This is a genomic window from Photobacterium sp. GJ3 (genome assembly GCF_018199995.1).
Lineage (GTDB): Bacteria > Pseudomonadota > Gammaproteobacteria > Enterobacterales > Vibrionaceae > Photobacterium.
On sequence record NZ_CP073578.1, the window covers coordinates 2,619,197 to 2,644,460 of the forward strand.

Genomic DNA, 25,264 nt, shown 5'->3' on the forward strand with positions numbered 1-25,264 from the left:
CCAGCCAAAATAATTAGATAGCGGTAGGGTCGTTCTTCCAATATCTCCTCCCATCAGGCCGCACCTGCGGTCTGATGGATGAGCACACCGCGACCATGCCCCCTCAGTCACTGCTGACGTGGAACAGATTTGAATCTCAGAACCAGTGCAATCCCGCCCAGAATGGCGAAAGACGCCATCAGTAACCGGAACGAGACGGCTTCCGACAAAAAGAGTACCCCGCCCAAAGCTGCCAGCACCGGCACACTTAACTGAATCGTTGCCGCAGTCATCGCAGTCAGTGATGGCAGCACCTGATACCAGATGGCGTAGCCAATCCCGGAAGCAATCGCACCAGATAGCACAGCATATAAGATGCCAGAACCATCAAAACGCATGTCACCCGCCAGAAACCAGCACAATACTGCCAGTGGGACCGCCCGGAGGAAGTTACCGGCAGTCGTTTGCAGTGGGTTTGAACTGCCCTTTCCCCACAAGGTATATAATCCCCACGAAACACCGGCAATCGCCATCAGTATGGCGCCATCCCAGGCGGGTGCAGAGACGCCAGGCAGCAACAAAACAACCAAACCACCGAGCGCAAGCGCACCCCCCGCCAGCTGCACCAATGTAAAATGCTCACCCCGGCACCATCCTGCCGTCATCAGGGTGATTTGAACGGCAGCAAAGAGTAACAATGCGCCGGTGGCAGCGGTGAGACTCTGGTAAGCAAATGAAAAGCCAGCGGCATAGATAAACAATGCTGCAGCCGACGGCCAGTGACCGATGCGGGCGATGAATCGAGGATTGATTCCGGATTGCACAGAAAGAATCAGCCACAAAAACAATGCGCCTGAAGCGATTCGAAGAAGCGTAAAACTGGCCGGGTCGATTTGCGTTTCGGATAAGGCGACCCGGTTCAGCAGCGAGTTCGCAGCAAAGAACAACATGGCCAGAGAGGTAAGTAGCAACACCTTCAGGGATGTATTCATCCTCGCCTCTCTGCCCTGCATCATTTAAGGTGTGTCCTCAAGATGATCTGTGGCCGGCAAGGCATGCCAGACAGCCTTCACCAGTGTCGCGAGCGGAATGGCAAAAAAGACGCCCCAGAACCCCCACAATCCACCAAAGACCAGCACGGAGACAATGATGGCCACCGGATGCAGGTTCACCGCTTCCGAGAACAGCACAGGCACAAGCACATTACCATCCAGCGCCTGAATGATGCCGTAAGCCACCAGCAGCCACCAGAAATCCGGGCTCAGCCCCCACTGGAACAGCCCGACCATGGCAACCGGCACCGTCACAGCCGCGGCACCGATATAAGGGATCAGCACCGAGAAACCAACCAGCACCGCCAGCAGCAACGAGTACCGCAAATCAAGCAATGCAAAGGTAATATAGCTGGCAATACCAACGATAATGATTTCGGTCACTTTGCCACGAATATAGTTGGAGATCTGCTCATTCATTTCGGCGCCAACTTTACTGGCAAGACGGCGATTTCGCGGCAACAGACGGCCAAGCGTCGCCATCATTTCCTCTTTGTCTTTCAGCAGGAAGAACACCAGCAGCGGCACCAGGATCAGATAAACGGCCAACGTCGCCAGGCTCAGCAACGAAGCGACAGACCCCTTCAGCGCGGTTTCGCCCATACCCAGTACTTTTTCGCGCAGACTGTTCATCACTGTGGTGATCTGCTCTGGCTGAACCAGTTCCGGATAACGTTCCGGCAGGCTGGAGACATAACGCTGCAGGTCATTGAACATACTGGGCACATCAGACAACAGGTTCGTAACCTGATGCCAGATCACCGGGATCAGGCCAAACACCGCCATCACCATCAGCCCGGAAAACAGCAGCAGTACCAGAGTGACAGCAAGGGTACGGGGCACCCGGAGCCGTGTCAGGTACATCACCGGCCATTCCAGCAGGTAAGCCAGCACGATGGCTGCAAGCAGGGGTGCAATCAGGTTGCCGAAAAAGTAAATGGTGATGAAACCCACCAAGAGGATCGCCACCAAACTGACCGCGTGCGGGTCAGAAAATCTGCGCTGATACCAGCGACTTATCATTTCCAGCATAAATGCGTCACAACCTTTTAGTTACGGTAATCACAAATAACCGTGAATTATCTGTCTGAACAAGCACCTCATAGCCCTGATTCAGCAGATAGCGGGGTATATCCTGTCGGGCGCCGGCATCACAGATTCGGAGCTCCAGAGACTGCCCAGACGCCAGTTCACGACACCCTCTCTTGGCCAGCAAAAGCGCCATCGGACAACGGGTTTGGGTTAAATCCAGAGCAGGTATTTCCATTCTTATGCACAGGCGGTTATTATCCAACAGGTTATTGTAAATAACATGATGACGACAAGAAAGAAACAGCGCAGAACTTTTGTTGTCATATCAAGTGTGACACCGACAAATGCAGCCGTCTTTTTGCTGCAATCGAGATTACAACGACACGGAATAAAGGCGACCACCATTTCTATGCTTCGATTTGTCAAAAAGCCAGTTTGTTTGCTGCTCTGTGCTTTGCTGAGCACCCCGACGATGTCCTGGGCCGATGCCTCGCTGGAAGATCTGCCTGAAATCGGCACGACTGCAGCCGCTACGCTGACCATCGAAAAAGAGCTGGAATACGGCGATGCGTATATGCGGATGCTGCGCGCCAGTAAACCCATCATTCATGACCCGTTGTTGTCTGAATATGTTCAGAACCTGGGCCATCAATTAGTGGCCAATGCACAGGATGTCCGCACGCCGTTCGAGTTTTTTCTGATCCAGAACCGCGAAGTCAACGCATTTGCATTCTTTGGCGGACATGTCGCACTACATTCCGGACTTTTCCTTCATGCGCAAAGTGAAAGTGAACTGGCTTCCGTAGTCGCGCACGAAATTGCGCACATCACGCAGCGCCATCTGGCCCGGAGCATGGAAGATCAGGCGAAGAAATCTCCGGCAACCATGGCCGCACTCATCGGCTCGCTGATGCTGGCCATTGCATCCCCCGAAGCTGGCATTGCTGCGATTCAAGCCACCACAGCCGCTTCAGTGCAAGGGCAAATCAATTACACCCGCAGTAACGAAATGGAAGCGGATCGGATCGGGATTGCAACACTGGCAAAATCTGGTTTCGATGTTCAGGCCATGCCAACTTTCTTTGGTCGTCTGGCCGATCAGTACCGCTATGCCAGCACGCCGCCAGCCATGCTGCTGACGCACCCCCTCCCCGAATCCCGAATTTCCGATACCCGAAGCCGTGCGGCACAATATCCGCCGCGCCGGGTGCCAATCTCTGAAACCTACTTGCTGGCACAGGCTCGCATCATTGCGCGATACGCCAATTTAGACAGCCGCAATGCAATGGACTGGTTAAACAGAAAAGGTAAAAATGCCAGCGGTGCGGAAAAAATGGCCGTCGATTACGGGAAAGCACTGGTTCTGATGGACAGCGGAAAATACGACGAAGCATCCGATTTACTGACGCCTCTCCTGTCGGCAGAGCCGGGCAATCGCTTTTTTATTGATTCGGCAACCGATCTGGATCTGTTCCAGAAACGCTATGACAGTGCCATCAACCGATTACAGCAGGCGCTCAAGTCAAACCCGGCCAATGCCGTGCTCAGACTGAATCTGGCCCATGCTTTTCTGGAAGCTGGCCGGGCTCAGGACGGCCTGTCTATCCTGAGTCGTTACAGCTACGACAACCCCAATGATGTGAATGGCTGGAGCATGATGGCTGAAGCCTATGCCACCATCGGACGCCGCGACGGCGAGCTGGCTGCCCGAGCCGAACTCATGGCACTGCGTGGCGACTGGGAAAAAGCGATTCAGAACTACATTCAGGCCAGCCAGATGGTCAAAGTCGGCTCGCTGGATCAGGCCCGATATGATGCCCGGATCGATCAGCTGCGGTTGGCGCGGGCCCGTTTTGCGGATTTATAAACCGCACGCGCCGCGTAAAACGGAGCCAGCTAACACTCTCACAGGAATTGCTTTTTCTGTCTTCCGACTGTCCACTACAATATCAGACATTTAGCCCGTCGCTTCCGGCGGGCATGATGATTCCGATCCGCTCAGGAGAACTTTATGCCGATTACGATTTACCACAATCCACGCTGCTCAAAAAGCCGCGAAACGCTGAACCTGCTCGAAAATCAGGGCATTGCTCCGGAAGTCATTCAATACCTGAACGACACACCAACGGCTGCTCAGCTGGCTGAATTACAACGGAAACTCGGGTTTGATTCTGCCCGTCAGATGATGCGGACCAAAGAAGACCTCTATAAATCCCTGAATCTGGGCGATGCGTCTGTCTCAGAGCAGGATCTGCTGGATGCCATGGCAGCCAACCCGAAACTGATTGAGCGCCCGATTGTTGTGAATGGTGACAAAGCCGCACTGGGCCGCCCTCCCGAGCAAGTGCTGGATATTCTGTAATGCATCAGATTCTGGTGCTTTATTACAGCCGTCATGGCAGTACCCGCCAGCTCGCCCGCCAGATTGCCCGGGGGATAGCTCAGATCCCCGGCTGTGAAGCGGTGCTCAGAACCGTGCCGGACATTGACGACCATGCCCAGCTGATGTCCCAGCCTTCCGGCGACCCTTTCGTCACGCAATCGGATCTGGAAAATTGCGCGGGTCTGGCGCTTGGCAGCCCGGTTCGGTTCGGGAACATGGCTGCCCCGCTGAAGCATTTTATCGACAGTACCAGCGCGCAGTGGTTATCAGGGACCCTGATTGGAAAACCCGCCTGTGTCTTTACCGCTTCCTCTTCCATGCATGGTGGCCAGGAAACGACGCTGCAATCGATGATGCTGCCGTTATTGCATCATGGCATGCTGGTGCTGGGGCTGCCTTATTCTGAACCCTTGCTGCACACCACCCAGTCTGGTGGAACGCCCTACGGCGCTTCACATCTGAATCAGAATGATGGCCTGACGCAGGAAGAATCTACACTGGCACAGGCACTCGGCAAAAGACTGGCACAAACCGCCAGACTGCTTGATCCCTAAGTGATGCACTGTGCACTGCCACAGTTAAGGAAACAATCATGAAACCAATGAGCCAGACCACGCAGAATCTGCGCTATTTTGCCCTGACCGCCAACCTGTCCCTGCTGCTTTGGGTCGTGCTGTGGCAAAGCGTGATTTCGCCGCACCCACACCTGAACAACTATGTGGTTGCGGGGATGTGGAGTTTGCCTTTACTGCTGCCTTTGAAAGGCATGTTGGAAGGAAAGCCCTATACCCACGCCTGGGCGAACTTCATCCTGATGTTCTATTTTCTGCATGCACTGACATTGCTTTGGACCGATGGCGGGGAACGCTGGCTGGCGCTGGTTGAACTGGGCCTGACGACTGCAGCCTTCTTCGGCAATATTTTATTTGCCAGGGCCAGAGGGCGCGAACTGGGCAATCAACTGAAAAAGCTGTCCCAGGTTGAGCGTGAAGAGCGAGAAGCTCACGGTGACAAGTAATACCAATCGCAGTCAATCACTGACTGACTTTGATTGATATAAACATCGGTGACAAAAAAACCCGGCATGGCCGGGTTTTTTATGACATTCGTTTATGAATTCGGATGCCAGACATACTGACTGATGCCAGATGCTGCCGATTCCCGAGTCGCACTGACATCCAGCTGAGGCAGTGGCTGAGACGCTGAACCTTCCCGGGAGGTCGGGGTAATGATCCCTTCCGTGACGGGTTGAGCGACGGAAGTTTCTTGCGGCATTTCACGAACCAGGGCTGAAACAGACTGTGTTCTCAGTCGCGGTTCCATCTCCAGCTCCCGGGCAAACGCCTGTTCGTTGCTCAGCAGCTTAATCGCAAAGCGAACCCGGTCTCCCTGCAAATGAGTGGCATCAACATCTGCCACAGAGCTCATCGCTTGCAGTAATTTTTCCAGTTGGAAAAAATCTTCAACATGGCGGATATTGGCAACTTCAATCGCAAAGCCGCCTTCCGTCGCACCGCCCAGCTGTACCGCATAACGCGCAGCCAGTTCATCTGCAAGGGTATTCATCATTCCCTGAATCGCATCCTGCCCCTGGCTGCGTCCTTCAATCGGCGCTGCATTACCTTCTAACATCTCGGCCGGGGTATTCGGGAATAATTGCCAGCTCACCTGGCTTTTCGCACCACTACCGCTCACGCGGGCAATCAGAACCGCTTCCGGCTGATATCGTGCACTGGCCTGAGCCACAGGCTGAGCGAACCCGCCCCACAAATCCGGTACACTGATTGCGGTGACATCTTCAAAATCACCAATCGGCAGCAACACAGGCAGACCCCGCATTGCTGCGAACTGATTCAAATTGCTCTGTAGCTGATTGCCAGACTGATCCCAAACAATATTCCGATCACGGCCCTGATCTTCCACCAGCCAGACCAGTATAGTCGGACGCTGTTCCGACCAGAACGTTGCATTCGCCTGTGTCAGCAAATCCCGGATTTTTCCGCGGTCAAAGCTGACTGCCAGTGCCGGTTGCCCGTTTACCGTACTTTGTCCCAGTTGGCTGACATAAGCACTGTTATTGTCCAGTGCTTTCTGAATCACATCATTCCCGGCGATATCACTCTGGCCAGACACTTTGATCAGCACCTGCTGCAAAGCCGTTGCCCGGGCGGCACGTTCCGTCTGATTGTCGGTATCCGGCAGCAACACCTCTGCCTGATATAGGGTATTCACGGTTGCAGCCTGCAGCGGTAAGGTCACCAGTGCTACAACGAAAAAAGCAAAACGCCACATAAGTCACTCGTCGTTTTTTCATGATCATTCACGGCTGTCAGACAACCGGAACATCATTTTTTATCCATCGAAGCCTCATCTTATCAGACGCGGGCTTAATTCTCGGGCCTTGCAGCCGCTGGGGCTAATATACCTCAGGCATCCGCAAATAACGTAAATTGTCATAAAAAAATCCTAAAAACGGGCAGCAGTTGGCGTTCCGCTGCGCACCGAATGATGCACATGATCGGATTCAGTCCGTTGCGTTATCCGCGATTGATAAAAACAAGACGCATAAAATCGGACATCCGGGATGCGTCGCAGTCAAATCACCTCAATCAGTAACAAGATTATCAAATTAATGTCCGGGATCGCTGGGGAATCGTTTGCGCTTGTGCTAGCATTGCGCGATTTTTTTTATACCGAGGGAGAATTGTGACAATGATGCAGATCTTACAAGGGGTCCAGATGCTGTTTGTGGCATTTGGTGCGTTAGTCCTGGTACCACTGTTAACCGGGCTTGACCCCAATGTTGCCCTGTTCGGCGCCGGTCTCGGCACTTTACTCTTTCAAATCATCACCAAACGCAGCGTTCCCATTTTTCTTGCCTCTTCTTTCGCGTTTATTGCTCCCATCCTTTACGGTGTTCAAACTTGGGGAATCCCCTCAACTCTCGGTGGCCTGATGATGGCCGGGATCGTCTATCTGATGATGGCTGCCGTGATTAAGGTCCGTGGCGTCGGCATCATTCACAAACTCTTGCCGCCTGTCGTTGTTGGTCCGGTCATTATGGTCATCGGTTTAGGGCTGGCTCCGGCGGCTGTCAACATGGCACTGGGAAAAAGCGGTGATGGCGCGATTCAGATTGTAGACGGCGATCCGGCTTTGTGGATTGCGGGGATCTCCCTGCTGGTCACGATTGTGGTCAGTGTGTTTGCCAAAGGGATCTTTAAGCTGGTGCCGATCATGGCAGGGATTCTTGCCGGTTATGGCGTCAGCCTGTTCTTTGGTGTGGTGGACTTTACACCCGTCCAGCAAGCCAGCTGGTTCGCGGTTCCCAACTTCACGCTGCCTGAGTTCAACATCAACGCCGTTCTGTTCATGATCCCGGTAGCGATTGCCCCTGCTGTCGAACATGTGGGCGATATGCTGGCGATTTCGAACGTCACGAACAAAGATTATCTGAAAAAACCTGGCCTGCACCGCACCATGGCCGGAGACGGTGTCGCAACCATCGCCGCTTCCATGGTTGGCGCGCCACCCAATACCACCTACTCCGAAGTGACAGGTGCCGTGATGCTGACCAAAGCATTCAATCCGGCCATCATGACCTGGAGTGCTGTGACTGCCATCGTGCTGGCTTTCGTTGGAAAACTGGGCGCAATTCTGCAAACCATTCCGGTGCCCGTGATGGGCGGTATCATGATTCTGCTGTTTGGCTCGATTGCGACCGTCGGGCTCAATACGCTGATCAAAAATCAGGTGGATCTGCACAAATCACGCAATCTGGTGATTGTCGCGGTCACGCTGGTATTCGGGATTGGTGGCATGGCGTTTGGCATTGGCGAGTTCAGCCTGCAGGGTGTCAGCCTGTGCGGTATCGTCGCGATCGTACTGAACCTGGTTCTGCCAAAAGATCTGGGTGAGAGCAATATTGTCGACAACGCCCAAATGGAATCAGACAACCATTAATGGACGTGCCTTCAGCCGCGATTGACGTCGCGGCATTCAAACATAAAAAAACCGGCAATCAGCCGGTTTTTTTGAATCGGTCGGATGACTGAATTATTTGGTCCCGAAGATTTTATCGCCAGCATCGCCCAGGCCCGGAACGATGTAACCTTTGTCATTCAATTTCTGGTCAATGGCAGCCGTGTACAGCTCAACATCCGGGTGCGCTTTTTCCAGCGCTGCAATCCCTTCAGGCGCAGCCACCAGCACCAGCACTTTAATGGAGTGACAACCGTGCTCTTTCAGCAGATCAATGGTTGCAATCATGGAACCACCAGTGGCCAGCATCGGGTCAACAACCAGCGCCATACGCTCATCAATGTTTGAAGCCAGTTTATGGAAGTAAGGCACAGGCTCCAGCGTTTCTTCATCACGGTAAATACCAACCGTGCTGATACGGGCACTTGGCATGTGCTCCAGAACGCCATCCATCATCCCCAGACCAGCACGCAGGATTGGCACGACAGTGACTTTTTTCCCTTTGATCTGATCCACGTCAACCGGGCCGTTCCAGCCTTCAATGGTAATGGTTTCTGTCTCGAAGTCTGAAGTCGCTTCATACGTCAGCAGGCTACCCACTTCAGTCGCCAGTTCACGAAACCGCTTGGTGCTGATATCCGCTTCACGCATCAGACCAATTTTATGCTTCACCAGCGGGTGTTTTACCTCAACGACTTTCATCTTGGACTCCTACACAACAAAATTTCAAAAAAATCGATCTATTATACACTAGTCCATTGTCTTGCAGGTAGGGAATAACCGTCCATCTGGTCAGGTTTCCGCCACACAGAATATTTGACGCAAACGTTTTCCTTTCCGCCCTGACTACTGTTATCATACTGCGGATTTTGCGATTTAACCGGTGAGGATCTGTTGTGAGCGGTAATCATTCTTCTCTAAGTTACAAAGATGCAGGTGTCGATATTGATGCAGGGAATGCTTTGGTTGATCGAATCAAAGGTGTAGTCAAGCGCACGACACGTCCGGAAGTCATGGGCGGTTTGGGCGGATTTGGCGCACTGTGTTCGCTGCCAACCAAGTATAAAGAGCCGGTTCTGGTTTCAGGGACAGACGGTGTAGGCACCAAGCTGCGTCTGGCGATGGATCTGAAAAAGCACGACACCATTGGCATAGACCTGGTGGCAATGTGTGTGAACGACCTGATTGTTCAGGGCGCAGAACCTCTGTTCTTCCTCGATTACTACGCCACAGGCAAACTGGATGTCGACACCGCCGCAAGCGTGGTGAGCGGAATTGGTGAAGGCTGCGTTCAGTCCGGTTGTGCACTGATTGGTGGTGAAACCGCAGAAATGCCAGGCATGTATCACGGTGAAGACTATGATGTCGCGGGTTTCTGTGTCGGTGTTGTTGAGAAATCTGAAATCATCGACGGCACCAAAGTCCAGGCGGGCGATGCGCTGATTGCTGTCGCTTCAAGTGGCCCTCACTCCAATGGTTATTCTCTGATTCGTAAAATCCTTGAAGTTTCTCAGGCCGACCTGAACCAGGATCTGGAAGGGAAGCCACTGTCTGAGCACCTACTGGAACCCACCCGAATTTACGTGAAACCTGTGCTGAAACTGATGGAAAGCTGCGAACTGCACGCGATTTCTCACATCACTGGCGGTGGTTTCTGGGAAAACATTCCACGCGTTCTGCCTCAGAACACCAAAGCCGTCATTGACGGTAAGAGCTGGGAATGGCCAGCGGTGTTCAACTGGCTGCAGCAAGCAGGCAATGTGGATACCCGTGAAATGTACCGGACCTTCAACTGTGGTGTTGGCTTGGTCATTGCCCTGCCGCAAGACCAAGCGACCAAGGCCGTTGAGTTACTGACCGCCGAAGGTGAAAACGCTTGGTTGCTGGGTTCAATTGCAGATGCTGCCGAGGGTGAAGCCCAGGTGGAGATTCGCTGAGCAATGAAAAATATCGTTGTGCTGATTTCCGGCAGTGGTTCGAATCTGCAAGCCATCATCGATGCCTGTGAAAGCGGGACGATCAGCCATGGTCGGATTGCTGCGGTCATTTCCAATAAGGCCGATGCATATGGCCTGGAACGCGCGCGCAATGCCGGTATTCCGACATCGCACCTCGCGGCAGCCGATTTTGCAGACCGTGACAGCTTTGACCGGGCTTTGGCTGATCTGATCGACGGCTATCAACCCGATCTGGTTGTCTTGGCGGGTTATATGCGGATCCTCAGTGGCGACTTCGTGCGCCACTATGAAGGCCGGATGCTGAATATTCACCCTTCCCTGCTGCCCAAGTATACGGGCCTGCATACGCACCAGCGAGCGCTGGATGCAGGGGATTCCGAGCACGGCACCAGTGTTCACTTCGTGACAGAAGAGCTGGATGGTGGCCCGGTTATCCTGCAGGCAAAAGTCCCCATCTTTGACGGCGATAGCGCTGAAGCAGTGATGGCACGGGTCCAGCAACAAGAACACCGGATTTACCCGCTGGTTTGTCAGTGGTTTCTGGAAGGACGCGTGGTCATGCAATCCGATGCAGCGGTTCTGGACGGAGAGCGCCTGCCACAGCACGGCTATGCTTCAGAAGAGTAAGTTGTGGGCAAGCACGCCTGACGATGCACACAAAAATGCGGCTTTGAAAGCCGCATTTTTTTATTGGGCAACACCCGAGCCCTATAATACCAATCGCAGTAAATAACTGGTCATCCTAGCTTGTTCAAATGTTCGATAACTGCGTTAGATTTTTTGATTGTAGAATAACTACTTATCTAAAAAACCCGCCTTGTTCTCAAACATTTCCCCTGCGCTATTTCTGATCATTGACTTACTTTGATTGGTATAAAACCTCTGGATTAACGGGGGGCTGGTGACGGAGGTGGATCCTCTGGCACTTCAAGCTTCCGCTGATTGATCAGCTCACCATAGTGGAACACGGCAAACTCACCGGTTTCCATTTTATGCCAGCGCTCATCATTGGTCAGCGGCTGTGTCGCGATCACAGTCACCACATCATTGGGGGTGGTTTCCTGCTGAAAATCAATCGTCACATCTTCATCAATCAGGGAGGCTTTACCAAAAGGCGCACGCCGGGTGATCCAGTGCAGGTTATTCGAACAGTACACCAGCACGAACTCGCCATCACTGAGCAGCATGTTATAAACCCCCAGCTTTCTCAGTTGATCACATTGCTTGGCGATCAGCTGGAATATCTGCCCCCAGTCCTGAGGCGGCTGCGGGAAGTGGGAATCGATTTGATTCATCAGCCAGCAAAAAGCGATTTCGCTGTCTGTGTCTCCGACTGGCTGATAGCGCCCCGTCTCCAGAGCCTCATATCCGGTCAGTTGGCCATTGTGCGCGAAGGTCCAGTAACGGCCCCAAAGTTCCCGGGTAAACGGATGTGTGTTTTCAAGGCACACACCACCCCGGTTTGCCTGTCGGATATGACTGATCACCGCACAACTTTTGATCGGATACTGCTGGACCAGCGCCGCGATTTGAGAATGGCAGCTCGGCTTGGGATCTTTGAAGGTCCGAAAGCCCTTTCCTTCATAAAAAGTGATCCCCCAGCCATCAGCATGCGGGCCGGTTCGGCCGCCCCGCTGCATCAGTCCGGTAAAGCTGAAGCAAATATCAGTTGGCACGTTTGCACTCATGCCAAGCAATTCACACATGTTTCCCTTTCCTCTGTCAGACGTCAGGCTTACGCGACGCCTTCCATTTCCTTCTCAACCAGCATGATCAGGATGTGAATGATCTTAATATGAATTTCCTGAATACGATCAGCATAGCCGAAATGCGGTACACGGATTTCAACATCCGCCAGCCCGGCCATCTTACCGCCGTCTTTACCGGTCAGCGCAATCACTTTCATGCCTTTGGCTTTCGCCGCCTCAATCGCTTTCAGAATATTGCCGGAGTTCCCTGAGGTCGACAGGCCGAACAGCACATCACCTTTGGCACCCACAGCTTCCAGATAGCGGGAAAAGACATACTCGTAGCCAAAATCATTACTCACGCAAGACAAATGGCTTGGATCTGAAATCGCAATCCCCGGATAGCCCGGACGGTTATCACGATAACGACCAGTCAGTTCCTCAGCAAAATGCATGGCATCGCAATGCGAACCGCCATTACCGCAAGACAGTACTTTACCACCCTGCTTGAATGAGTCCGCCAGCAGCTTTGCCGCTGCTGCGATATCCGCCAGATTCTTTTCATCACTGATAAATCGATTCAGTACTTCTGCCGCTTCCGTCAGCTCGGAACGAATGAGATCTTGGTACATAGGCTTTTCTCTGTGGATTATTGATGATGCAAGGCCATGCCTTGCTGAATATGCCCTGGCAGGCAGTTTACATAGAAACCCTAGGAAGTGTCGACTCGCACGTCGGGAAAACCAGTGATTTATCCCTCATATCGGCCGCTCTGCCGGGAAGGAAACCGTTTTCCCACCGATTTTTCATTCCATATGTTCCTCAATCGTTCAAATGACAATGCGAAGTTACTCAGCAATTCTCAAAAAAAGTTTTTACATTTTGGCAAACTTCATCTTACACTTAGTCCAAGTGGTATGACCTCTTACCTATTCGTTTTATCAAATAACAATACCCACAGAGAATATTCCTGATTAAGGAGAAGATAGAATGGCTACACTCGTGTACCTGCTCGGGTTACTGGGAATCGCAGGGCTGCTCGCCTATCACAGAGCCAGCCTGAGAACCTTTACGCTGGTGATTGCAGCCACACTGGCTGTCGGCACCTTGCTGGACATCACTGGTGAATTCAGTTGGCTGGCTTTTCTGGTCATCGCATTGCCACTGAACCTGCAGGCAATTCGTCAGAAACTGCTGAGTAAACCCGCTCTGAAAGCCTTCAAAGGCGTGATGCCTGAGATGTCTCGGACCGAAAAAGAAGCGATTGATGCAGGCACCGTCTGGTGGGAAGCTGATCTGTTTCGCGGTGCGCCAGACTGGAACAAACTCCACGACATTCCGGCCCCGCGCCTGAGTGCCGAAGAAAAAGCCTTCCTGGATGGTCCGGTCAATGAAGTCTGCCGCATGGTGAACGACTTTGAGATCACGCATGATATGGCCGATCTGCCTCCGGAAGTCTGGCAATATCTGAAGGACAAGAAGTTTTTTGCCATGATCATCAAGAAAGAATTTGGTGGTCTGGAGTTCTCTGCCTATGCGCAATCTCTGGTGCTGCAAAAACTCTCCAGTGTCTCCATGGTGCTTTCTTCAACCGTTGGTGTACCGAACTCACTGGGTCCGGGTGAGCTGCTGCAACACTACGGTACAGAAGATCAGAAAAATCATTACCTGCCTCGTTTAGCTGAAGGGAAAGAAATTCCGTGTTTCGCCCTGACCAGCCCGGAAGCGGGTTCAGATGCCGGTGCCATCCCTGATTTCGGGATTGTTCGCAAAGGCGAATGGCAAGGCGAAGAAGTGCTGGGCATGGAGCTGACCTGGAATAAGCGTTATATCACGCTTGCCCCTGTCGCGACTGTACTGGGCCTGGCTTTCAAACTATACGATCCGGAACACCTGTTAGGGGATGAGGAAGAACTCGGCATTACCTGTGCTCTGATCCCGACTGATCTGGAAGGCGTGAAGATTGGCCGCCGTCACTTCCCACTGAATGTACCGTTCCAGAATGGTCCGACACAGGGCGACAAAATTTTTGTGCCGCTGAGCTTTATCATCGGTGGTCAGGAGATGGCTGGTCAGGGCTGGCGGATGCTGGTTGAATGTCTGTCTGTTGGCCGTGGCATCACCCTGCCATCGAACACCACGGGTGGCCTGAAAACCACAGCGCTGGCAACTGGTGCCTATTCGCGCATTCGTCGTCAGTTCAAACTGCCCATCGGTAAAATGGAAGGCATTGAAGAGCCATTGGCTCGTATTGCAGGCAACGCTTACGTCCTGGATGCTGCCAGCAGCCTGACGGTTTCTGGCATTGACCTGGGTGAGAAGCCTTCAGTGATCTCGGCCATCGTGAAATACCATTGTACCCATCGCAGCCAACGCGGCATCATTGATGCCATGGATATCATCGGCGGAAAAGGGATCTGTCTGGGTCCGAATAACTTCCTGGCCCGTGGTTATCAGGGCGCACCAATTGCGATCACCGTTGAAGGTGCCAACATTCTGACCCGCTCGATGATCATCTATGGCCAGGGGGCGATTCGCTGCCATCCTTACGTGCTGACGGAAATGAATGCCGCTTATAACGAAGATCAGCGTCAGGCCCTGACCGACTTCGACAGTGCGCTCTTTGGTCACGTCGGCTTCGTCTTCAGCAATCTGGTTCGTTCATTCTGGCTGGGTCTGACTGATGGTCGCGGTTCGTCTGCACCCCGGAAAGATGCCACCAAGCGCTATTACCAGCAACTGAACCGCTACAGTGCCAACATGGCATTGCTGTCTGACATGTCAATGGCTGTTCTGGGAGGCTCTCTGAAGCGGAAAGAGCGTCTGTCTGCCCGTTTGGGTGACATTCTGAGTCAGTTGTATCTGGCTTCAGCCACCCTGAAACGTTATGCCGATGACGGGTGTAAGCAAGAAGATCTGCCACTGGTTCATTGGGGCCTGCAGGATGCGCTGTATCAGAGCGAGCAAGCCATTGATCAGTTCCTGCGTAACTTCCCGAGCCGAGCGGTGGCCGGACTGCTGCGCGTGTTGATTCTGCCGCGTGGTCTGTCCCGCGTCCAGCCAAGCGACAAACTGGACCACAAACTGGCCGTGATGCTGCAAACTCCTTGTGAAACCCGTGATCGTCTGGGCCGTGGTCAGTTCCTGGAAGCCATTGAGACGAACCCTGTCGGGATGATGGAAGAAGCGCTGAAAGACATTCTGGCCGCAGAACCGTTGTATGACCGCGTCTGTCAGGCAGCGGGTAAGAAACTGCCATTCATGCAGCTGGATAAAGTGGCCGATACCGGTCTGGAACTCAAAGCCATCAATGAAGATGAAGCCGCCCTGCTTCGCCGTGCTGAAGCCGGCCGTCTGCGGACCATCAATGTGGATGACTTTGACCCCCAGCGTTTGGTTGCAGGCGTGTCAGAGCCGCAGAAAGCAATTGAAAACGCTGCGTAAGCCGCTTGCTACACCATAAAAAACAAAGGGAAGCTTCTGGCTTCCCTTTTTGTTTTTCCGTATTCCGTCAGACTTTCATGTCCGGCGGAATTTCCAGTCTTGGTGTATCCGCTTCGCTGATAGCAGACTGATGACGGCGTCTGCGCAGGAACACCCAAACCGCAGCCAGCAGCACAATCACCGCATTCCCGCCCAGAATCATTTGCCAGGTCTGACTCCGGGCAGCCAGTTGCGCTTCAAGCCGACGCTTTTCTTCTTCCAGTCTGGCTTTCTCTTCCTGTTGTGCCCGATATTCGGCCAGATTTTTATCCAAATGCAGAATCGATGTGATTGCGAAATGACTTTTCTGCATCGGGAACACCAGCGCACGTTGCTGGTAAGTATCTGTGGCATATAACCATCCCGACCACGCATAGCTGCCCGGGTTGAGCAGATTCGGCACACTGACTTCAAGCCGGGTCGCATCCGGGGCAGCCTGCTCCTGACTCACCGTCACCGAGCCGTCTGGTGCCTCCTGATCCAGATGAACTGAGAGCGACCCGGGCTGAATCATGCCTTCATCCGAAGTCACAACAAGCGTATGATTTTCTTCGGTATTTCTAGCCTGAATAAAAGACGGTAACAGCGGCGGCGGATAGACCATGACCTCCTGCTCATACGTTCGCAGAAATATCCCGTTTCCGGAGGTCATTTTCACCCGGTAACGACCCGGCTGAATTTCAATGGGCAGGGCGACCGTAAAAACGCCATCTCCCGGCGCTTCATCCAGCTCCAGGCCGTCATCCGAAAATTCACCCAGCTTCAGCGGTGTAGGTAACGCATCTTCAGCCAGCGCCTCCGGATCGTCCACATACTCATAGAAGTACACCGACATCTTCACCCGATCGAGAAAATCCCGATCAGTCAGCAACTGATCATCCTGTGTCAGGCGCGCCGTAAACTTATAGGTTTCGGTCTGATAAAAGCGTTCCGGCAAAGTGGCAACGTCCAGCTTCAGGTTTGACAACACCTTCACCTGGTTCTTTGTGCTGACTTTACCCACCGCCTGCCAGGGCCCCGGCATCGGATTCTCAATCGTGATGATATCCATGCCTGCTTCTTCGTGCCAGGCGACATTCTCTGGATGGCGCCACGGATAATATTTCACGCCATCCGGACGCACCAAAACCACATTCTGGTTTTTGGCTTCTCTTTCTACCACGAAGGCCACCTGTTTGATGGTCGGATCCACCCGAAAGCGGTTATCCAACCAGGACTCCGCCGACGCACTTTGTGTGCCAAGCAGAGCCGGGATCAATGTCGACAGTAACGCTAGCCTTCGCATACTTCTCCTATTGACGCCAGAGTGTGACGTCGCCTTTCTTTTCGATGATATCTAAACGCGCTTCGTGCGCTTTTAGTTCATCGGCAGAAGCCCGGATAATCTTTAATGTTTTCCGTCCGCTGGTCAGACGACGGATACCACTTTCTGCACCACCGTCACTCTCTTCCCCGGCGGCATGCAGCGCCAGTGACGTCTGGCCGCCGGTCATCATCAGATAGACATCAGCCAGAATCTCGGCATCGAGCAAAGCGCCGTGCAGCGTTCGGTGGGAGTTATCAATGCCGTAACGTGAACAGAGCACGTCGAGGTTGTTCCGTTTCCCCGGGAAGATTTTCTTCGCCATATCCAGGGTATCGGTCACCGTACAGAAATCGGTGGTTTTGCCTATCGACGGATTGAGTTTCTGAAACTCATAATCCATAAAGCCGATATCGAAGGGCGCATTATGTGCGACCAGCTCGGCGCCACGGATAAAGTCCATAAACTCATGATGGATGTCCCCATAAGTTGGCTTATCGCGCAGAAATTCATCGGTGATCCCGTGAACCGCCACAGCTTCGGCATCAATCGGCCGATCCGGTTTGATATAGACATGGAAAGTCCGGCCAGTGAATTTACGGTTTATAATTTCAACCGCGCCGATCTCGACAATACAGTGCCCTTCGTAGTGAGGGCCGGTCATATTCATACCCGTTGTTTCGGTATCGAATACAATTATGCGTTCATTGGTGGCATTCATAGTGTTGGTTATGTCAGACTAAGTTTTTTATCCTAAGACGAATACTACCAAAGATGACCAAACAGGTAGAGATTTTCACCGATGGTTCTTGCCTCGGAAATCCGGGACCCGGTGGATACGGTACCCTTTTACGGTACAAAGGCCATGTGAAAGAGCTGAATGATGGCTTTTTTATGACCACAAACAATCGCATGGAATTACTGGCCGCTATTGTCGGACTGGCATCTCTGAAAGAGTCGTGCATTGTCGATCTGACCACAGACAGCCAGTACGTCCGTCAGGGGATCACACAGTGGATTCATAACTGGAAAAAACGTGGCTGGAAAACAGCCGACAAAAAACCCGTGAAGAATGCCGATTTATGGCAACGGCTGGACACCGAAACCCAGCGCCATCAGGTTCGCTGGCACTGGGTGAAAGGCCACGCCGGACATCCTGAAAATGAACGTTGTGATGAATTGGCACGCCAGGCCGCAGAATCGCCGACTCAGGATGATACAGGCTATCAGGAAGCCTGATTCTGTACTGTGTTACCCCCGGCGCTTTTCACTAGCCTGCGTCCGGCAATTGACTGAGATTGGCGTCAGTTGCCGGCGCAGTTTCCAGCTGGGTTTAATCGGTTTGAGCGGAAACGTCCGCTTTCTTGCAACGATCAGATAAATGCCGCCAACCCCGGAGAGTGAACCGGATAACATGCTTTCCGCCCATGCAGAGAAAGCCGGAGAGCGTGTCGGGGGCAAAATGGCAAGGTTTTCGTGAAACACCACTTCGTAATTCAGCACGCCCAGCCAGTCTTTCACACGCATCGGCATGAACATCCGCCCCGACCAGGGTGCCCGCTTGCGGTTCCAGGGGAGGAGACCTCGCAATCCGTGCAGACTCAACGGATTGTAACCGCTGATCAGTAAGTATCCGTCATCAACCAGCACCCGATCCACTTCCCGTAACAGTGTGTGAGGATCCGGACAGAAATCCAGTTGGTGCGCCAGTACACAGGCATCGAAAGATTTTTCCAGAAATGGCAGTGCCAGAGGATCGGCTTCCAGGTTCCGAAGCGGATTAACGCGGTCAATACAAACCTGATGCCGGATGTTACAATGCCCACTGACAAGTTCGCAGCTCAGGCCACCGAGCTTCAGCAGATGGTAGCCAAACAATCTCGGCCACCACTCATCCAGCTGCGCCTGCAGTAACTGCGCCGCCCATTCTCCCTGGACCAGCTGAGACCAGGCGTTGGGGGTGTCGATATGTTTTATCGTGCGGGCTGGCTTCATAAATGATGACTCACCACATCAAGGACCGGAGACAATTAGATGCTAACAATGAAGAGCATACCTGCATTTCACGACAATTACATCTGGCTGATTCAGGGCCCGGATAATCGCTGTGTTGTCGTTGATCCGGGTGATGCCACGCCAGTACTTTCCCGGTTGAAAGAAGAAGCGCTAACCCTGGACGCCATTCTCATCACCCACCACCACCACGATCACGTGGGCGGGATCAGTGAAATCAAACGCGCCTTCCCCAACTGTAATGTCGTCGGCCCCGGCGATGAAGCCATTCCGGGCCTGACCCAGTCAGTTGAAGACGGCGATCAGGTCGATATTTTCGGCGAACGTTTCATGGTACTGGGCGTCCCCGGTCATACCGCTGGTCATATTGCCTATGTCGGTGACGGTAAACTTTTCTGCGGTGATACTTTATTTTCTGCCGGTTGCGGTCGCCTTTTCGAAGGCACACCTGCACAAATGTACAATTCCTTACAAAAATTGTCCGCCCTGCCTGATGAAACAGAAGTTTTTTGCGCACACGAATATACCAGCAGCAATCTTGCATTTGCCCTCGTTGCAGAGCAGGACAACCCGCACCTGCAGCGTTACCGTGAAGATGTCAGCCAGCGCCGTGCCAGAGGGATCAGCACCATTCCAACAACACTCGGCCTGGAAAAAAGAGTAAATCCCTTCCTGCGCTGTGATCAGCCAAGCATCAAAAAAGCTGTTTCTAATAAAGCGGTTAATGAAAGTGACCTTGAAACCTTCGCTGCCCTGCGTCGGTGGAAGGATAATTTTTGAAGGGCTGTCACTTGTAACCTGCACCAATCGCCAAGTATTATCACCTGCGATTTTGGTTAAAGGCAGGTTACATGAAATCCCGATTTTTTTTAGCAAGTGCACTGCTGCTGGCTGGTTGCCAGATCACAGAAAACTCACAACAAGAAACTGTGGCAACCAATCAAGAAAGTGCAGGCACAACGCAAAACAACAAAAATGAAGTTCCGGGCAACACTCCGGCCAGCGCGACAGCGACTCTGGCTCCAGCAGCAGAACAGCTGATTCCTCCCCCGGCACCTGTCATCAGCCCGCAAGAACAAGATGACGTCTGGCAACGCATTGCTCTGCAACTTCAGTTAGACACCCCAAACAACAAGCAAATTAACTACTACCGGAACTGGTACTTAAAACATCCAGGCCACCTGACCATTGTGGCATCCCGTGCCGAACCTTTCCTTTATCACATCACTGAAGCGGTCGAAAAACGTGGCATGCCACTGGAACTGGCGCTTCTGCCGATAGTTGAAAGCTCATTTGATCAGTTTGCATACTCTCACGGCCGGGCAGCCGGTCTGTGGCAAATCATTCCTGGAACCGGCCGACAGTTTGGCCTTGAGCAAAACTGGTGGTACGACGGCCGCCGCGACGTGGTTCAGTCGACCGAAGCCGCTCTGGATTTGCTCGCCTACCTGAACCGCCGTTTCGATGGCAACTGGCTCCATGCACTGGCTGCTTACAACACCGGGGAAGGCCGTGTTTTCCGGGCCATTCGTGCAAACAAAAAAGCCGGTAAACCAACAGACTTCTGGTCACTTGATTTACCAAGGGAAACCAGTGGTTATGTCCCCAAACTGCTGGCCGTTGCGGATATCATTAAAAACCAGCGTAAATATGGGGTTGATGTCCCTTTCATCGCCAATGAACCCGCCGTTCAGACCGTCGATCCAAAAACCCAGATGGATCTGGCAATGGCAGCAAAGTACGCCGGCCTTTCGCTCTCTGAACTGAAAGCCCTGAATCCAGCCTACAACCAATGGGCGACAGCTCCGGACAACCAAACACATTTACTGCTTCCGGCAGATAAAGTCGATACGTTCAACCAGGCCTTTGAAAACAGTGGCCGCCAAGGCATGAAAGTCATTCGCTACCAGATTCAAACCGGGGACAGCCTGAGTGTTCTGGCGAAAAAACACCACACGACTGTTGATTTGATCCAGCGAGCAAACAAAATTTCCGGTTCAGGCATTCGTGCGGGCAAACACATCCTGATCCCAGTTGCATTAAACGGAGAAAACGCATTTCCGAGCCTGACCAGTCAAGTTCGCTCACAAGCCAAACACGGAGGCGGCTACCGCACGATTTACAAAGTCGAATCGGGTGACAGTCTCTGGACGATTGCGAAGAAGCAAAATGTCAGCATCAAAGAACTGATGAAATGGAACGGATTGAAGAAAAGCGCCACACTTCGGGTTGGTCAGAAACTGAACGTCTGGAAAACCAGCAAGAATGGCGGTGTCATTCGTACCGTCTATTATGAAGTTCGCTCAGGCGATAATCTAAGTGTGATCGCAGACAAATTTAAGGTGAAGCTGGCTGATGTGATTAAATGGAATCAACTCAACAACCAGAAATACTTGAAGCCGGGCCAGAAACTAAAACTCTATGTGGATGTGACGAAGGTAAGCGTATGACGGCACCAACCAATCCATTCATTGCACTTCTGGATACATTCCGCTCCCCCGTGGATTGTTTTACCGCAGTTCATCAGCGCCCGAAATGGGCGCTATTGCCTTATCTGCTGCTGATATTGGCCCCATTCGGCTTATGGGGAGCTTACTTCAATCAAGTCGATTTGGCCTGGCTGCAAGAAACACTCCGCAGTCAATTACCCATGATGTCAGAAGAGAATCAGCTGCAATGGCTGACCAAAGAAGTCTTACTGGCTGGTGAAGTCTTTGGCGATATCTTTGGCCGCACGGCTAACCTCTTGATGCTGGCCCTTTGGCTGAACCTGGCCACCAAAAGCAGCCAGATGCCGCAAAGTTTTGGCAAGTGGCTCGCCGCAAGCTGTTTTATCATGCTTCCCAGCCTAATCGGTGATATCGCCAGCTATCTCAACATTCTGTTTAATCCAGAGAACATCCTGCCGAATGCTGCGGATCTGAACAGCCTTAATGCTTTCCTTCAATTACCAATGGGACATCCATGGGCTGCATTTGCCGCCAGTATTCCTTTGCTGATGCCCTGGTATATCGCACTCACCTATATCGCCGTGAGTGTCTGGTGTGGGATTGAGCGCGCGAAGGCCATCGTCATCGCCGCCCTGCCGTGGCTCCTGGTTGTAATTGTCTGGCCATTACTTATTTGGTCAGCCTGAACCGTGCAATAATCGGATGATGATCAGAGGCGTCTGTAGCAGGCGCCTTTGCCGTTTCCAGAACCATGCCACGATAAAACAAATGATCCAACGGCCAGCCCAAAACACGGGTGCGCAAATCTTTTTCCAATGTGGCTTCATGCAGACCCAGCTGCGCTATGAAGTAATTGACAACGGCCATCCGCTCCTCCCGCCATGTATTAAAATCGCCAGCCAATAAAATTGGCCCTTGCGCTTCGTTGAGCTGTTCAGACAAAGCTTCAAACTGCGCACGGTATTCCTCAAGGCCCCATGCGAAATTAATTCCATGCAGATTGACCACGGTTAACTGTTGTCCATTGCTCAACGGATATCTGGCGAGCAGCGCGGATTTAGGAATTCGCAGCCAGGGTTCAACCGCAAGATACGCACAGGTTTGTGCCGCCTCTTGCCGGGAAAGATTCATCACGCCCGCAGGTGTATCCAGAAAAGCAAACGCATTTGCCATCGTGACCTGCCATGGGCTCTGCGCCAGATAATTGCTGAATGACTCACTCAACTTGGCTTCCTGAATCAAGACCAGATCGCTGTCTGCGCTGAATGTTTCCAGAGCGGACTGCCAGTTGTCACGTTGTTGTTTGTAAATATTCCAGACAGTGACCTGAAGTTTTCCATTCCGGTCAATTGTCGCTTTCGGCTTCGCATCAAGGCATTGAATACTGTATTGCTTCCCCTGCACCGTAGCTGTTACCTGCGCCTGCTCAGGAATATCAAAAGAGTAATAGGTTCCGCCTCCGGCAAAGAGCAGAATCAACACGATAACAACAAGGAGTCTTTTCAACATTCTGTACCTGCAACAGTTCTTGGCCAGAACAGCATGTTATCACTCTACGTTTTCAGCACCAAAGCGCTATCTCCGCGACTTTTATTCAAAAAGAAGACACATATCAGCATGAAGTTTGAATGGTTCACACTGACCTTCAGAAACGACAAAGCCCCGTCCTGAAGTGACCCCATAAAGTTGGACATTTCTGTTAAACGGCTTGTAAGGCCTGCTTCCGATATTCTATCGGTGTCAGGCCTTTTAGTTTCACCTTGATGCGTTTGGTATTGTAATACTCAATATATTCTTGGATTTTCTCTATGAGATCATTTGCGTCTTCAAAGTGCTGGTTATGGTACATCTCGGTTTTGAGCAGGGCAAAGAAGTTCTCAGCGATGGCGTTGTCTAAGCAGTTACCTTTTCTCGACATACTTTGCGTTAACCCTCTGGCAGCCACTGTCTGCTGGTATGTCCGGTGACGATACTGCCAACCTTGATCGCTATGTATGATTGGCTTTGCGTTTCGAGCTAGCTTCGAGATCGCTTCCGTCAACATGTCAGTAACGAGCGACAAGCGTGCATTCTTATCAACCTTATAAGCAACGACTTCTTGAGTAAACAAGTCAACCACGGGTGATAGGTAAACTCTCTGCTCTTTGACTTTGAACTCCGTAACGTCAGTTACCCATTTCTCATCTGGCTTGGTCGCCGTAAAATCTCTTTCAAGTACATTAGGAGCAACTTTTCCAGACTCGCCTCGGTAAGCGCGGTATTTCTTCGGCCTGACTATCGATTTCAGTTCAAGTTGAGCCATAAGCCGCTGTACGGTCTTGTGGTTCAGTATGATGCCTTGCTTTCTCAGCTCTAAGTGAATGCGGCGATAGCCATATCGTCCCTTATGTTCATGATAAATTGACGTTATCAGCTCCCGTTCATTCGCATAGCTATCAGGTCGCTTACTGGCTTGCATCTGGTAATAGAATGCACTTCTCGCAAGCTGGAGAGCTTGGAGTAGGTCTTTTAAGGAGTGCGTGTTTCTTAGAGTTAGAGCTATTGCCGTTTTTTCTTTGTTTGACGGCGCTTTTCCTGCTCTAACTCCTCCAACTTTTTTAGGACAGCATTCTCTGCTCTCAAGTAGGCTAACTCATCTTTTAGCTCCTCAAGCGTCATTTCATCATCTGATTTGGTCGTACGTTGAGGTTGCTGCTTCATGGGTGGCCTTCCTATTGCGTGAGGCTTAAGCCCTTTGATACCTTGCTCTTTATATCTTTTGAGCCAAACAGATAGTATCCCAGGGGTAGAGAGATTTAAGACTGCACTAGTGTGCGTCAGAGACCAGCCATTCGTCCACATTAAATTTAATGCTTGGAGCTTAGCTTCAGCCGTTGATGTATGAGCTGTTGGTAAAAATGAATCAGTACCGTGAATAGCAAAGACTTGAGTCCAGTACCTTATTTGCCTAGAAGAGATGGAATGTTGCTTGGATAAAAGACCGGATGGCACGCCACTCAAGCACTGCTTAGCAATGACGCACTTCAATTCGCGGCAATATTTGGACATAAAAGACCCCCAATAATTGGTGTCCAACTATTGGGGGTCAGTTCATCCGGAGACGAGGCTTTTGAAAAGTGGCAGGGGATGACGGATCGACCGGGCTGGCGTTCCAGCCGCCGACATCAGCGCCACACGCTGAACCTCAGAAACGACAAAGCCCCGTCCGGAGACGAGGCTTTTGAAAAGTGGCAGGGGATGACGGATCGACCGGGCTGGCGTTCCAGCCGCCGACATCAGCGCCACACGCTGAACCTCAGAAACGACAAAGCCCCGTCCGGAGACGAGGCTTTTGAAAAGTGGCAGGGGATGACGGATTCGAACCGCCGACATTCGGTTTTGGAGACCGACGTTCTACCGGGCTGAACTAATCCCCTGCAGAGCTATTTCTAGCTGTATAAGTGGCGGAGCGGACGGGACTCGAACCCGCGACCCCCGGCGTGACAGGCCGGTATTCTAACCAACTGAACTACCGCTCCGAAACTGGTTCTTTTCAATGTGGTCGTCGTTATTCTGCATTCTTCACTCAGTCACATACTTGATGTATGCTCCTTCGTTCATCTCTTGAATGCCTCGTTCACATCGAAAATTCCTGCGTTTCCCAGGAAAATATCGTTTCAACAAAGTCTTACGTTTCACGGCTTTGTTTTGATCATTTGTCGCTGTGCGATGACGATTTTGATGCGAGAAGCGCAGTGTACATTCAGTACATGAGCATCGCAGCACTCAAAAGCGGCAAGCTACAGTAGACAAATTGGAAATAAAAACCTGGCGATGTCCTACTCTCACATGGGGAGACCCCACACTACCATCGGCGCTGCTGCGTTTCACGTCTGAGTTCGGCATGGGATCAGGTGGGTCCACAGCGCTATGGTCGCCAGGCAAAATCGGTGTGATTATCCC

At 52.1% G+C, this 25,264-nt stretch carries 25 protein-coding genes, 2 tRNA genes and 1 rRNA gene; 12 read left to right on the top strand and 16 right to left on the bottom strand.

The features are described 5' to 3' along the window. Positions 1–107 precede the first annotated feature (107 nt). The 3 genes from KDD30_RS12050 to KDD30_RS12060 are packed head-to-tail and all read right to left on the bottom strand — an operon-like array spanning position 108 to position 2,298. A complete protein-coding gene (locus KDD30_RS12050; protein WP_249199137.1) occupies positions 108–971 on the bottom strand; it encodes a DMT family transporter in 864 nt (287 codons plus the stop codon). Between the two features lie 24 nt (positions 972–995). After that, on the bottom strand, positions 996–2,063 hold the full coding sequence (locus KDD30_RS12055; RefSeq protein WP_211646084.1) for an AI-2E family transporter: 1,068 nt from the start codon (positions 2,061–2,063) through the stop codon (positions 996–998). 7 nt (positions 2,064–2,070) lie between these two features. Next, on the bottom strand, positions 2,071–2,298 hold the full coding sequence (locus tag KDD30_RS12060; RefSeq protein WP_211646085.1) for a sulfurtransferase TusA family protein: 228 nt from the start codon (positions 2,296–2,298) through the stop codon (positions 2,071–2,073). A gap of 174 nt (positions 2,299–2,472) precedes the next feature. On the opposite strand from KDD30_RS12060, the gene KDD30_RS12065 reads away from it, so the two are divergent. From KDD30_RS12065 to KDD30_RS12080, 4 genes are all read left to right on the top strand, one after another. After that, entirely contained in the window at positions 2,473–3,930 is a 1,458-nt protein-coding gene (locus tag KDD30_RS12065) for a M48 family metallopeptidase (RefSeq protein WP_211646086.1), read from the top strand. A gap of 144 nt (positions 3,931–4,074) precedes the next feature. Next, entirely contained in the window at positions 4,075–4,425 is a 351-nt protein-coding gene (gene arsC / locus KDD30_RS12070; RefSeq protein ID WP_211646087.1) for an arsenate reductase (glutaredoxin), read from the top strand. Then, positions 4,425–5,000 carry an NAD(P)H:quinone oxidoreductase gene (gene wrbA, locus KDD30_RS12075; RefSeq protein WP_211646088.1) on the top strand — a complete coding sequence of 192 codons (576 nt, stop codon included), beginning with the start codon at positions 4,425–4,427 and terminating at the stop codon, positions 4,998–5,000. Before arsC ends, wrbA begins: the two co-directional genes overlap by 1 nt. Before the next feature lie 38 nt (positions 5,001–5,038). Continuing rightward, the gene (locus tag KDD30_RS12080) at positions 5,039–5,464 is read left to right on the top strand and encodes a DUF2069 domain-containing protein (RefSeq protein WP_211646089.1); all 426 of its coding nucleotides are present in this window, start codon (positions 5,039–5,041) and stop codon (positions 5,462–5,464) included. Positions 5,465–5,556: 92 nt separating this feature from the next. Here the strand turns inward: KDD30_RS12080 and KDD30_RS12085 are convergent, their stop codons facing one another. Next, positions 5,557–6,738 carry a DUF2066 domain-containing protein gene (locus tag KDD30_RS12085; RefSeq protein ID WP_211646090.1) on the bottom strand — a complete coding sequence of 394 codons (1,182 nt, stop codon included), beginning with the start codon at positions 6,736–6,738 and terminating at the stop codon, positions 5,557–5,559. Between the two features lie 420 nt (positions 6,739–7,158). On the opposite strand from KDD30_RS12085, the gene KDD30_RS12090 reads away from it, so the two are divergent. After that, complete coding sequence (locus KDD30_RS12090) at positions 7,159–8,409, top strand: uracil-xanthine permease family protein (protein ID WP_211646091.1); 1,251 nt, start codon at positions 7,159–7,161, stop codon at positions 8,407–8,409. A 93-nt stretch (positions 8,410–8,502) separates the two neighbouring features. Here KDD30_RS12090 and upp read toward each other — a convergent pair whose 3' ends face one another. Beyond that, a complete protein-coding gene (upp, locus tag KDD30_RS12095) occupies positions 8,503–9,129 on the bottom strand; it encodes a uracil phosphoribosyltransferase (protein WP_211646092.1) in 627 nt (208 codons plus the stop codon). A 194-nt stretch (positions 9,130–9,323) separates the two neighbouring features. Between upp and purM the strand changes: the two genes are divergently transcribed. After that, the gene (purM, locus tag KDD30_RS12100; RefSeq protein ID WP_211646093.1) at positions 9,324–10,364 is read left to right on the top strand and encodes a phosphoribosylformylglycinamidine cyclo-ligase; all 1,041 of its coding nucleotides are present in this window, start codon (positions 9,324–9,326) and stop codon (positions 10,362–10,364) included. A 3-nt stretch (positions 10,365–10,367) separates the two neighbouring features. Beyond that, the gene (purN, locus tag KDD30_RS12105) at positions 10,368–11,012 is read left to right on the top strand and encodes a phosphoribosylglycinamide formyltransferase (protein WP_211646094.1); all 645 of its coding nucleotides are present in this window, start codon (positions 10,368–10,370) and stop codon (positions 11,010–11,012) included. Between the two features lie 260 nt (positions 11,013–11,272). On the opposite strand, the gene KDD30_RS12110 is transcribed toward purN, so the two are convergent. Then, positions 11,273–12,091, bottom strand: a complete 819-nt coding sequence (locus tag KDD30_RS12110; RefSeq protein ID WP_211646095.1) for a class II glutamine amidotransferase — start codon at positions 12,089–12,091, stop codon at positions 11,273–11,275. A 29-nt stretch (positions 12,092–12,120) separates the two neighbouring features. Continuing rightward, complete coding sequence (lpcA, locus tag KDD30_RS12115; RefSeq protein WP_211646096.1) at positions 12,121–12,705, bottom strand: D-sedoheptulose 7-phosphate isomerase; 585 nt, start codon at positions 12,703–12,705, stop codon at positions 12,121–12,123. 358 nt (positions 12,706–13,063) lie between these two features. Between lpcA and fadE the strand changes: the two genes are divergently transcribed. Next, on the top strand, positions 13,064–15,517 hold the full coding sequence (fadE, locus tag KDD30_RS12120) for an acyl-CoA dehydrogenase FadE (RefSeq protein WP_211646097.1): 2,454 nt from the start codon (positions 13,064–13,066) through the stop codon (positions 15,515–15,517). Positions 15,518–15,584: 67 nt separating this feature from the next. On the opposite strand, the gene KDD30_RS12125 is transcribed toward fadE, so the two are convergent. Together KDD30_RS12125 and dnaQ are read right to left on the bottom strand one after the other, a co-directional pair. Beyond that, a complete protein-coding gene (locus KDD30_RS12125; protein ID WP_211646098.1) occupies positions 15,585–16,841 on the bottom strand; it encodes a TIGR03503 family protein in 1,257 nt (418 codons plus the stop codon). Between the two features lie 7 nt (positions 16,842–16,848). Further along, the gene (gene dnaQ, locus KDD30_RS12130) at positions 16,849–17,580 is read right to left on the bottom strand and encodes a DNA polymerase III subunit epsilon (protein WP_211646099.1); all 732 of its coding nucleotides are present in this window, start codon (positions 17,578–17,580) and stop codon (positions 16,849–16,851) included. 53 nt (positions 17,581–17,633) lie between these two features. Here dnaQ and rnhA point away from each other — a divergent pair, with 53 nt between their 5' ends. Continuing rightward, the gene (gene rnhA / locus KDD30_RS12135; RefSeq protein ID WP_211646100.1) at positions 17,634–18,098 is read left to right on the top strand and encodes a ribonuclease HI; all 465 of its coding nucleotides are present in this window, start codon (positions 17,634–17,636) and stop codon (positions 18,096–18,098) included. A gap of 12 nt (positions 18,099–18,110) precedes the next feature. On the opposite strand, the gene KDD30_RS12140 is transcribed toward rnhA, so the two are convergent. Beyond that, positions 18,111–18,854 carry a class I SAM-dependent methyltransferase gene (locus KDD30_RS12140; RefSeq protein ID WP_211646101.1) on the bottom strand — a complete coding sequence of 248 codons (744 nt, stop codon included), beginning with the start codon at positions 18,852–18,854 and terminating at the stop codon, positions 18,111–18,113. A gap of 39 nt (positions 18,855–18,893) precedes the next feature. Between KDD30_RS12140 and gloB the strand changes: the two genes are divergently transcribed. From gloB to KDD30_RS12155, 3 genes are all read left to right on the top strand, one after another. Further along, a complete protein-coding gene (gloB, locus tag KDD30_RS12145; protein WP_211646102.1) occupies positions 18,894–19,652 on the top strand; it encodes a hydroxyacylglutathione hydrolase in 759 nt (252 codons plus the stop codon). 71 nt (positions 19,653–19,723) lie between these two features. Then, a complete protein-coding gene (locus KDD30_RS12150) occupies positions 19,724–21,322 on the top strand; it encodes a LysM peptidoglycan-binding domain-containing protein (RefSeq protein WP_211646103.1) in 1,599 nt (532 codons plus the stop codon). After that, the gene (locus KDD30_RS12155; RefSeq protein WP_211646104.1) at positions 21,319–22,008 is read left to right on the top strand and encodes a YIP1 family protein; all 690 of its coding nucleotides are present in this window, start codon (positions 21,319–21,321) and stop codon (positions 22,006–22,008) included. Before KDD30_RS12150 ends, KDD30_RS12155 begins: the two co-directional genes overlap by 4 nt. On the opposite strand, the gene KDD30_RS12160 is transcribed toward KDD30_RS12155, so the two are convergent. From KDD30_RS12160 to rrf, 6 genes are all read right to left on the bottom strand, one after another. Further along, the gene (locus KDD30_RS12160) at positions 21,992–22,831 is read right to left on the bottom strand and encodes an endonuclease/exonuclease/phosphatase family protein (protein ID WP_211646105.1); all 840 of its coding nucleotides are present in this window, start codon (positions 22,829–22,831) and stop codon (positions 21,992–21,994) included. The two genes, KDD30_RS12155 and KDD30_RS12160, sit on opposite strands and share 17 nt — an antisense overlap. A gap of 190 nt (positions 22,832–23,021) precedes the next feature. Beyond that, positions 23,022–23,864, bottom strand: coding sequence for an IS3 family transposase (locus KDD30_RS12165; RefSeq protein WP_211649390.1), 843 nt, complete (start codon positions 23,862–23,864; stop codon positions 23,022–23,024). After that, positions 23,861–24,370: a helix-turn-helix domain-containing protein gene (locus tag KDD30_RS12170; RefSeq protein ID WP_211645636.1), complete on the bottom strand. Its 510-nt coding sequence runs from the start codon at positions 24,368–24,370 to the stop codon at positions 23,861–23,863. Before KDD30_RS12170 ends, KDD30_RS12165 begins: the two co-directional genes overlap by 4 nt. Positions 24,371–24,661: 291 nt before the next feature. Beyond that, positions 24,662–24,738: transfer RNA gene (locus tag KDD30_RS12175), tRNA-Trp, on the bottom strand. Positions 24,739–24,763: 25 nt separating this feature from the next. Then, positions 24,764–24,840: transfer RNA gene (locus tag KDD30_RS12180), tRNA-Asp, on the bottom strand. A gap of 287 nt (positions 24,841–25,127) precedes the next feature. Continuing rightward, positions 25,128–25,243: ribosomal RNA gene (rrf, locus tag KDD30_RS12185) — 5S ribosomal RNA — on the bottom strand. Positions 25,244–25,264: the final 21 nt, after the last annotated feature.

Bases quoted from the DNA above. Each gene is read 5' to 3' on its own strand.
- KDD30_RS12085 (WP_211646090.1), bottom strand. From the start codon at position 6,738: ATGTGGCGTTTTGCTTTTTTCGTTGTAGCACTGGTGACCTTACCGCTG.
- KDD30_RS12140 (WP_211646101.1), bottom strand. From the start codon at position 18,854: ATGAAGCCAGCCCGCACGATAAAACATATCGACACCCCCAACGCCTGG.
- KDD30_RS12060 (WP_211646085.1), bottom strand. From the start codon at position 2,298: ATGGAAATACCTGCTCTGGATTTAACCCAAACCCGTTGTCCGATGGCG.
- KDD30_RS12050 (WP_249199137.1), bottom strand. From the start codon at position 971: ATGAATACATCCCTGAAGGTGTTGCTACTTACCTCTCTGGCCATGTTG.
- arsC (WP_211646087.1), top strand. From the start codon at position 4,075: ATGCCGATTACGATTTACCACAATCCACGCTGCTCAAAAAGCCGCGAA.
- purN (WP_211646094.1), top strand. From the start codon at position 10,368: ATGAAAAATATCGTTGTGCTGATTTCCGGCAGTGGTTCGAATCTGCAA.
- lpcA (WP_211646096.1), bottom strand. From the start codon at position 12,705: ATGTACCAAGATCTCATTCGTTCCGAGCTGACGGAAGCGGCAGAAGTA.
- KDD30_RS12160 (WP_211646105.1), bottom strand. From the start codon at position 22,831: ATGTTGAAAAGACTCCTTGTTGTTATCGTGTTGATTCTGCTCTTTGCC.
- KDD30_RS12125 (WP_211646098.1), bottom strand. From the start codon at position 16,841: ATGCGAAGGCTAGCGTTACTGTCGACATTGATCCCGGCTCTGCTTGGC.
- wrbA (WP_211646088.1), top strand. From the start codon at position 4,425: ATGCATCAGATTCTGGTGCTTTATTACAGCCGTCATGGCAGTACCCGC.
- KDD30_RS12170 (WP_211645636.1), bottom strand. From the start codon at position 24,370: ATGTCCAAATATTGCCGCGAATTGAAGTGCGTCATTGCTAAGCAGTGC.
- dnaQ (WP_211646099.1), bottom strand. From the start codon at position 17,580: ATGAATGCCACCAATGAACGCATAATTGTATTCGATACCGAAACAACG.
- KDD30_RS12110 (WP_211646095.1), bottom strand. From the start codon at position 12,091: ATGTGTGAATTGCTTGGCATGAGTGCAAACGTGCCAACTGATATTTGC.
- gloB (WP_211646102.1), top strand. From the start codon at position 18,894: ATGCTAACAATGAAGAGCATACCTGCATTTCACGACAATTACATCTGG.
- upp (WP_211646092.1), bottom strand. From the start codon at position 9,129: ATGAAAGTCGTTGAGGTAAAACACCCGCTGGTGAAGCATAAAATTGGT.
- rnhA (WP_211646100.1), top strand. From the start codon at position 17,634: ATGACCAAACAGGTAGAGATTTTCACCGATGGTTCTTGCCTCGGAAAT.
- KDD30_RS12080 (WP_211646089.1), top strand. From the start codon at position 5,039: ATGAAACCAATGAGCCAGACCACGCAGAATCTGCGCTATTTTGCCCTG.
- fadE (WP_211646097.1), top strand. From the start codon at position 13,064: ATGGCTACACTCGTGTACCTGCTCGGGTTACTGGGAATCGCAGGGCTG.
- KDD30_RS12065 (WP_211646086.1), top strand. From the start codon at position 2,473: ATGCTTCGATTTGTCAAAAAGCCAGTTTGTTTGCTGCTCTGTGCTTTG.
- KDD30_RS12150 (WP_211646103.1), top strand. From the start codon at position 19,724: ATGAAATCCCGATTTTTTTTAGCAAGTGCACTGCTGCTGGCTGGTTGC.
- KDD30_RS12055 (WP_211646084.1), bottom strand. From the start codon at position 2,063: ATGCTGGAAATGATAAGTCGCTGGTATCAGCGCAGATTTTCTGACCCG.
- KDD30_RS12155 (WP_211646104.1), top strand. From the start codon at position 21,319: ATGACGGCACCAACCAATCCATTCATTGCACTTCTGGATACATTCCGC.
- KDD30_RS12090 (WP_211646091.1), top strand. From the start codon at position 7,159: ATGATGCAGATCTTACAAGGGGTCCAGATGCTGTTTGTGGCATTTGGT.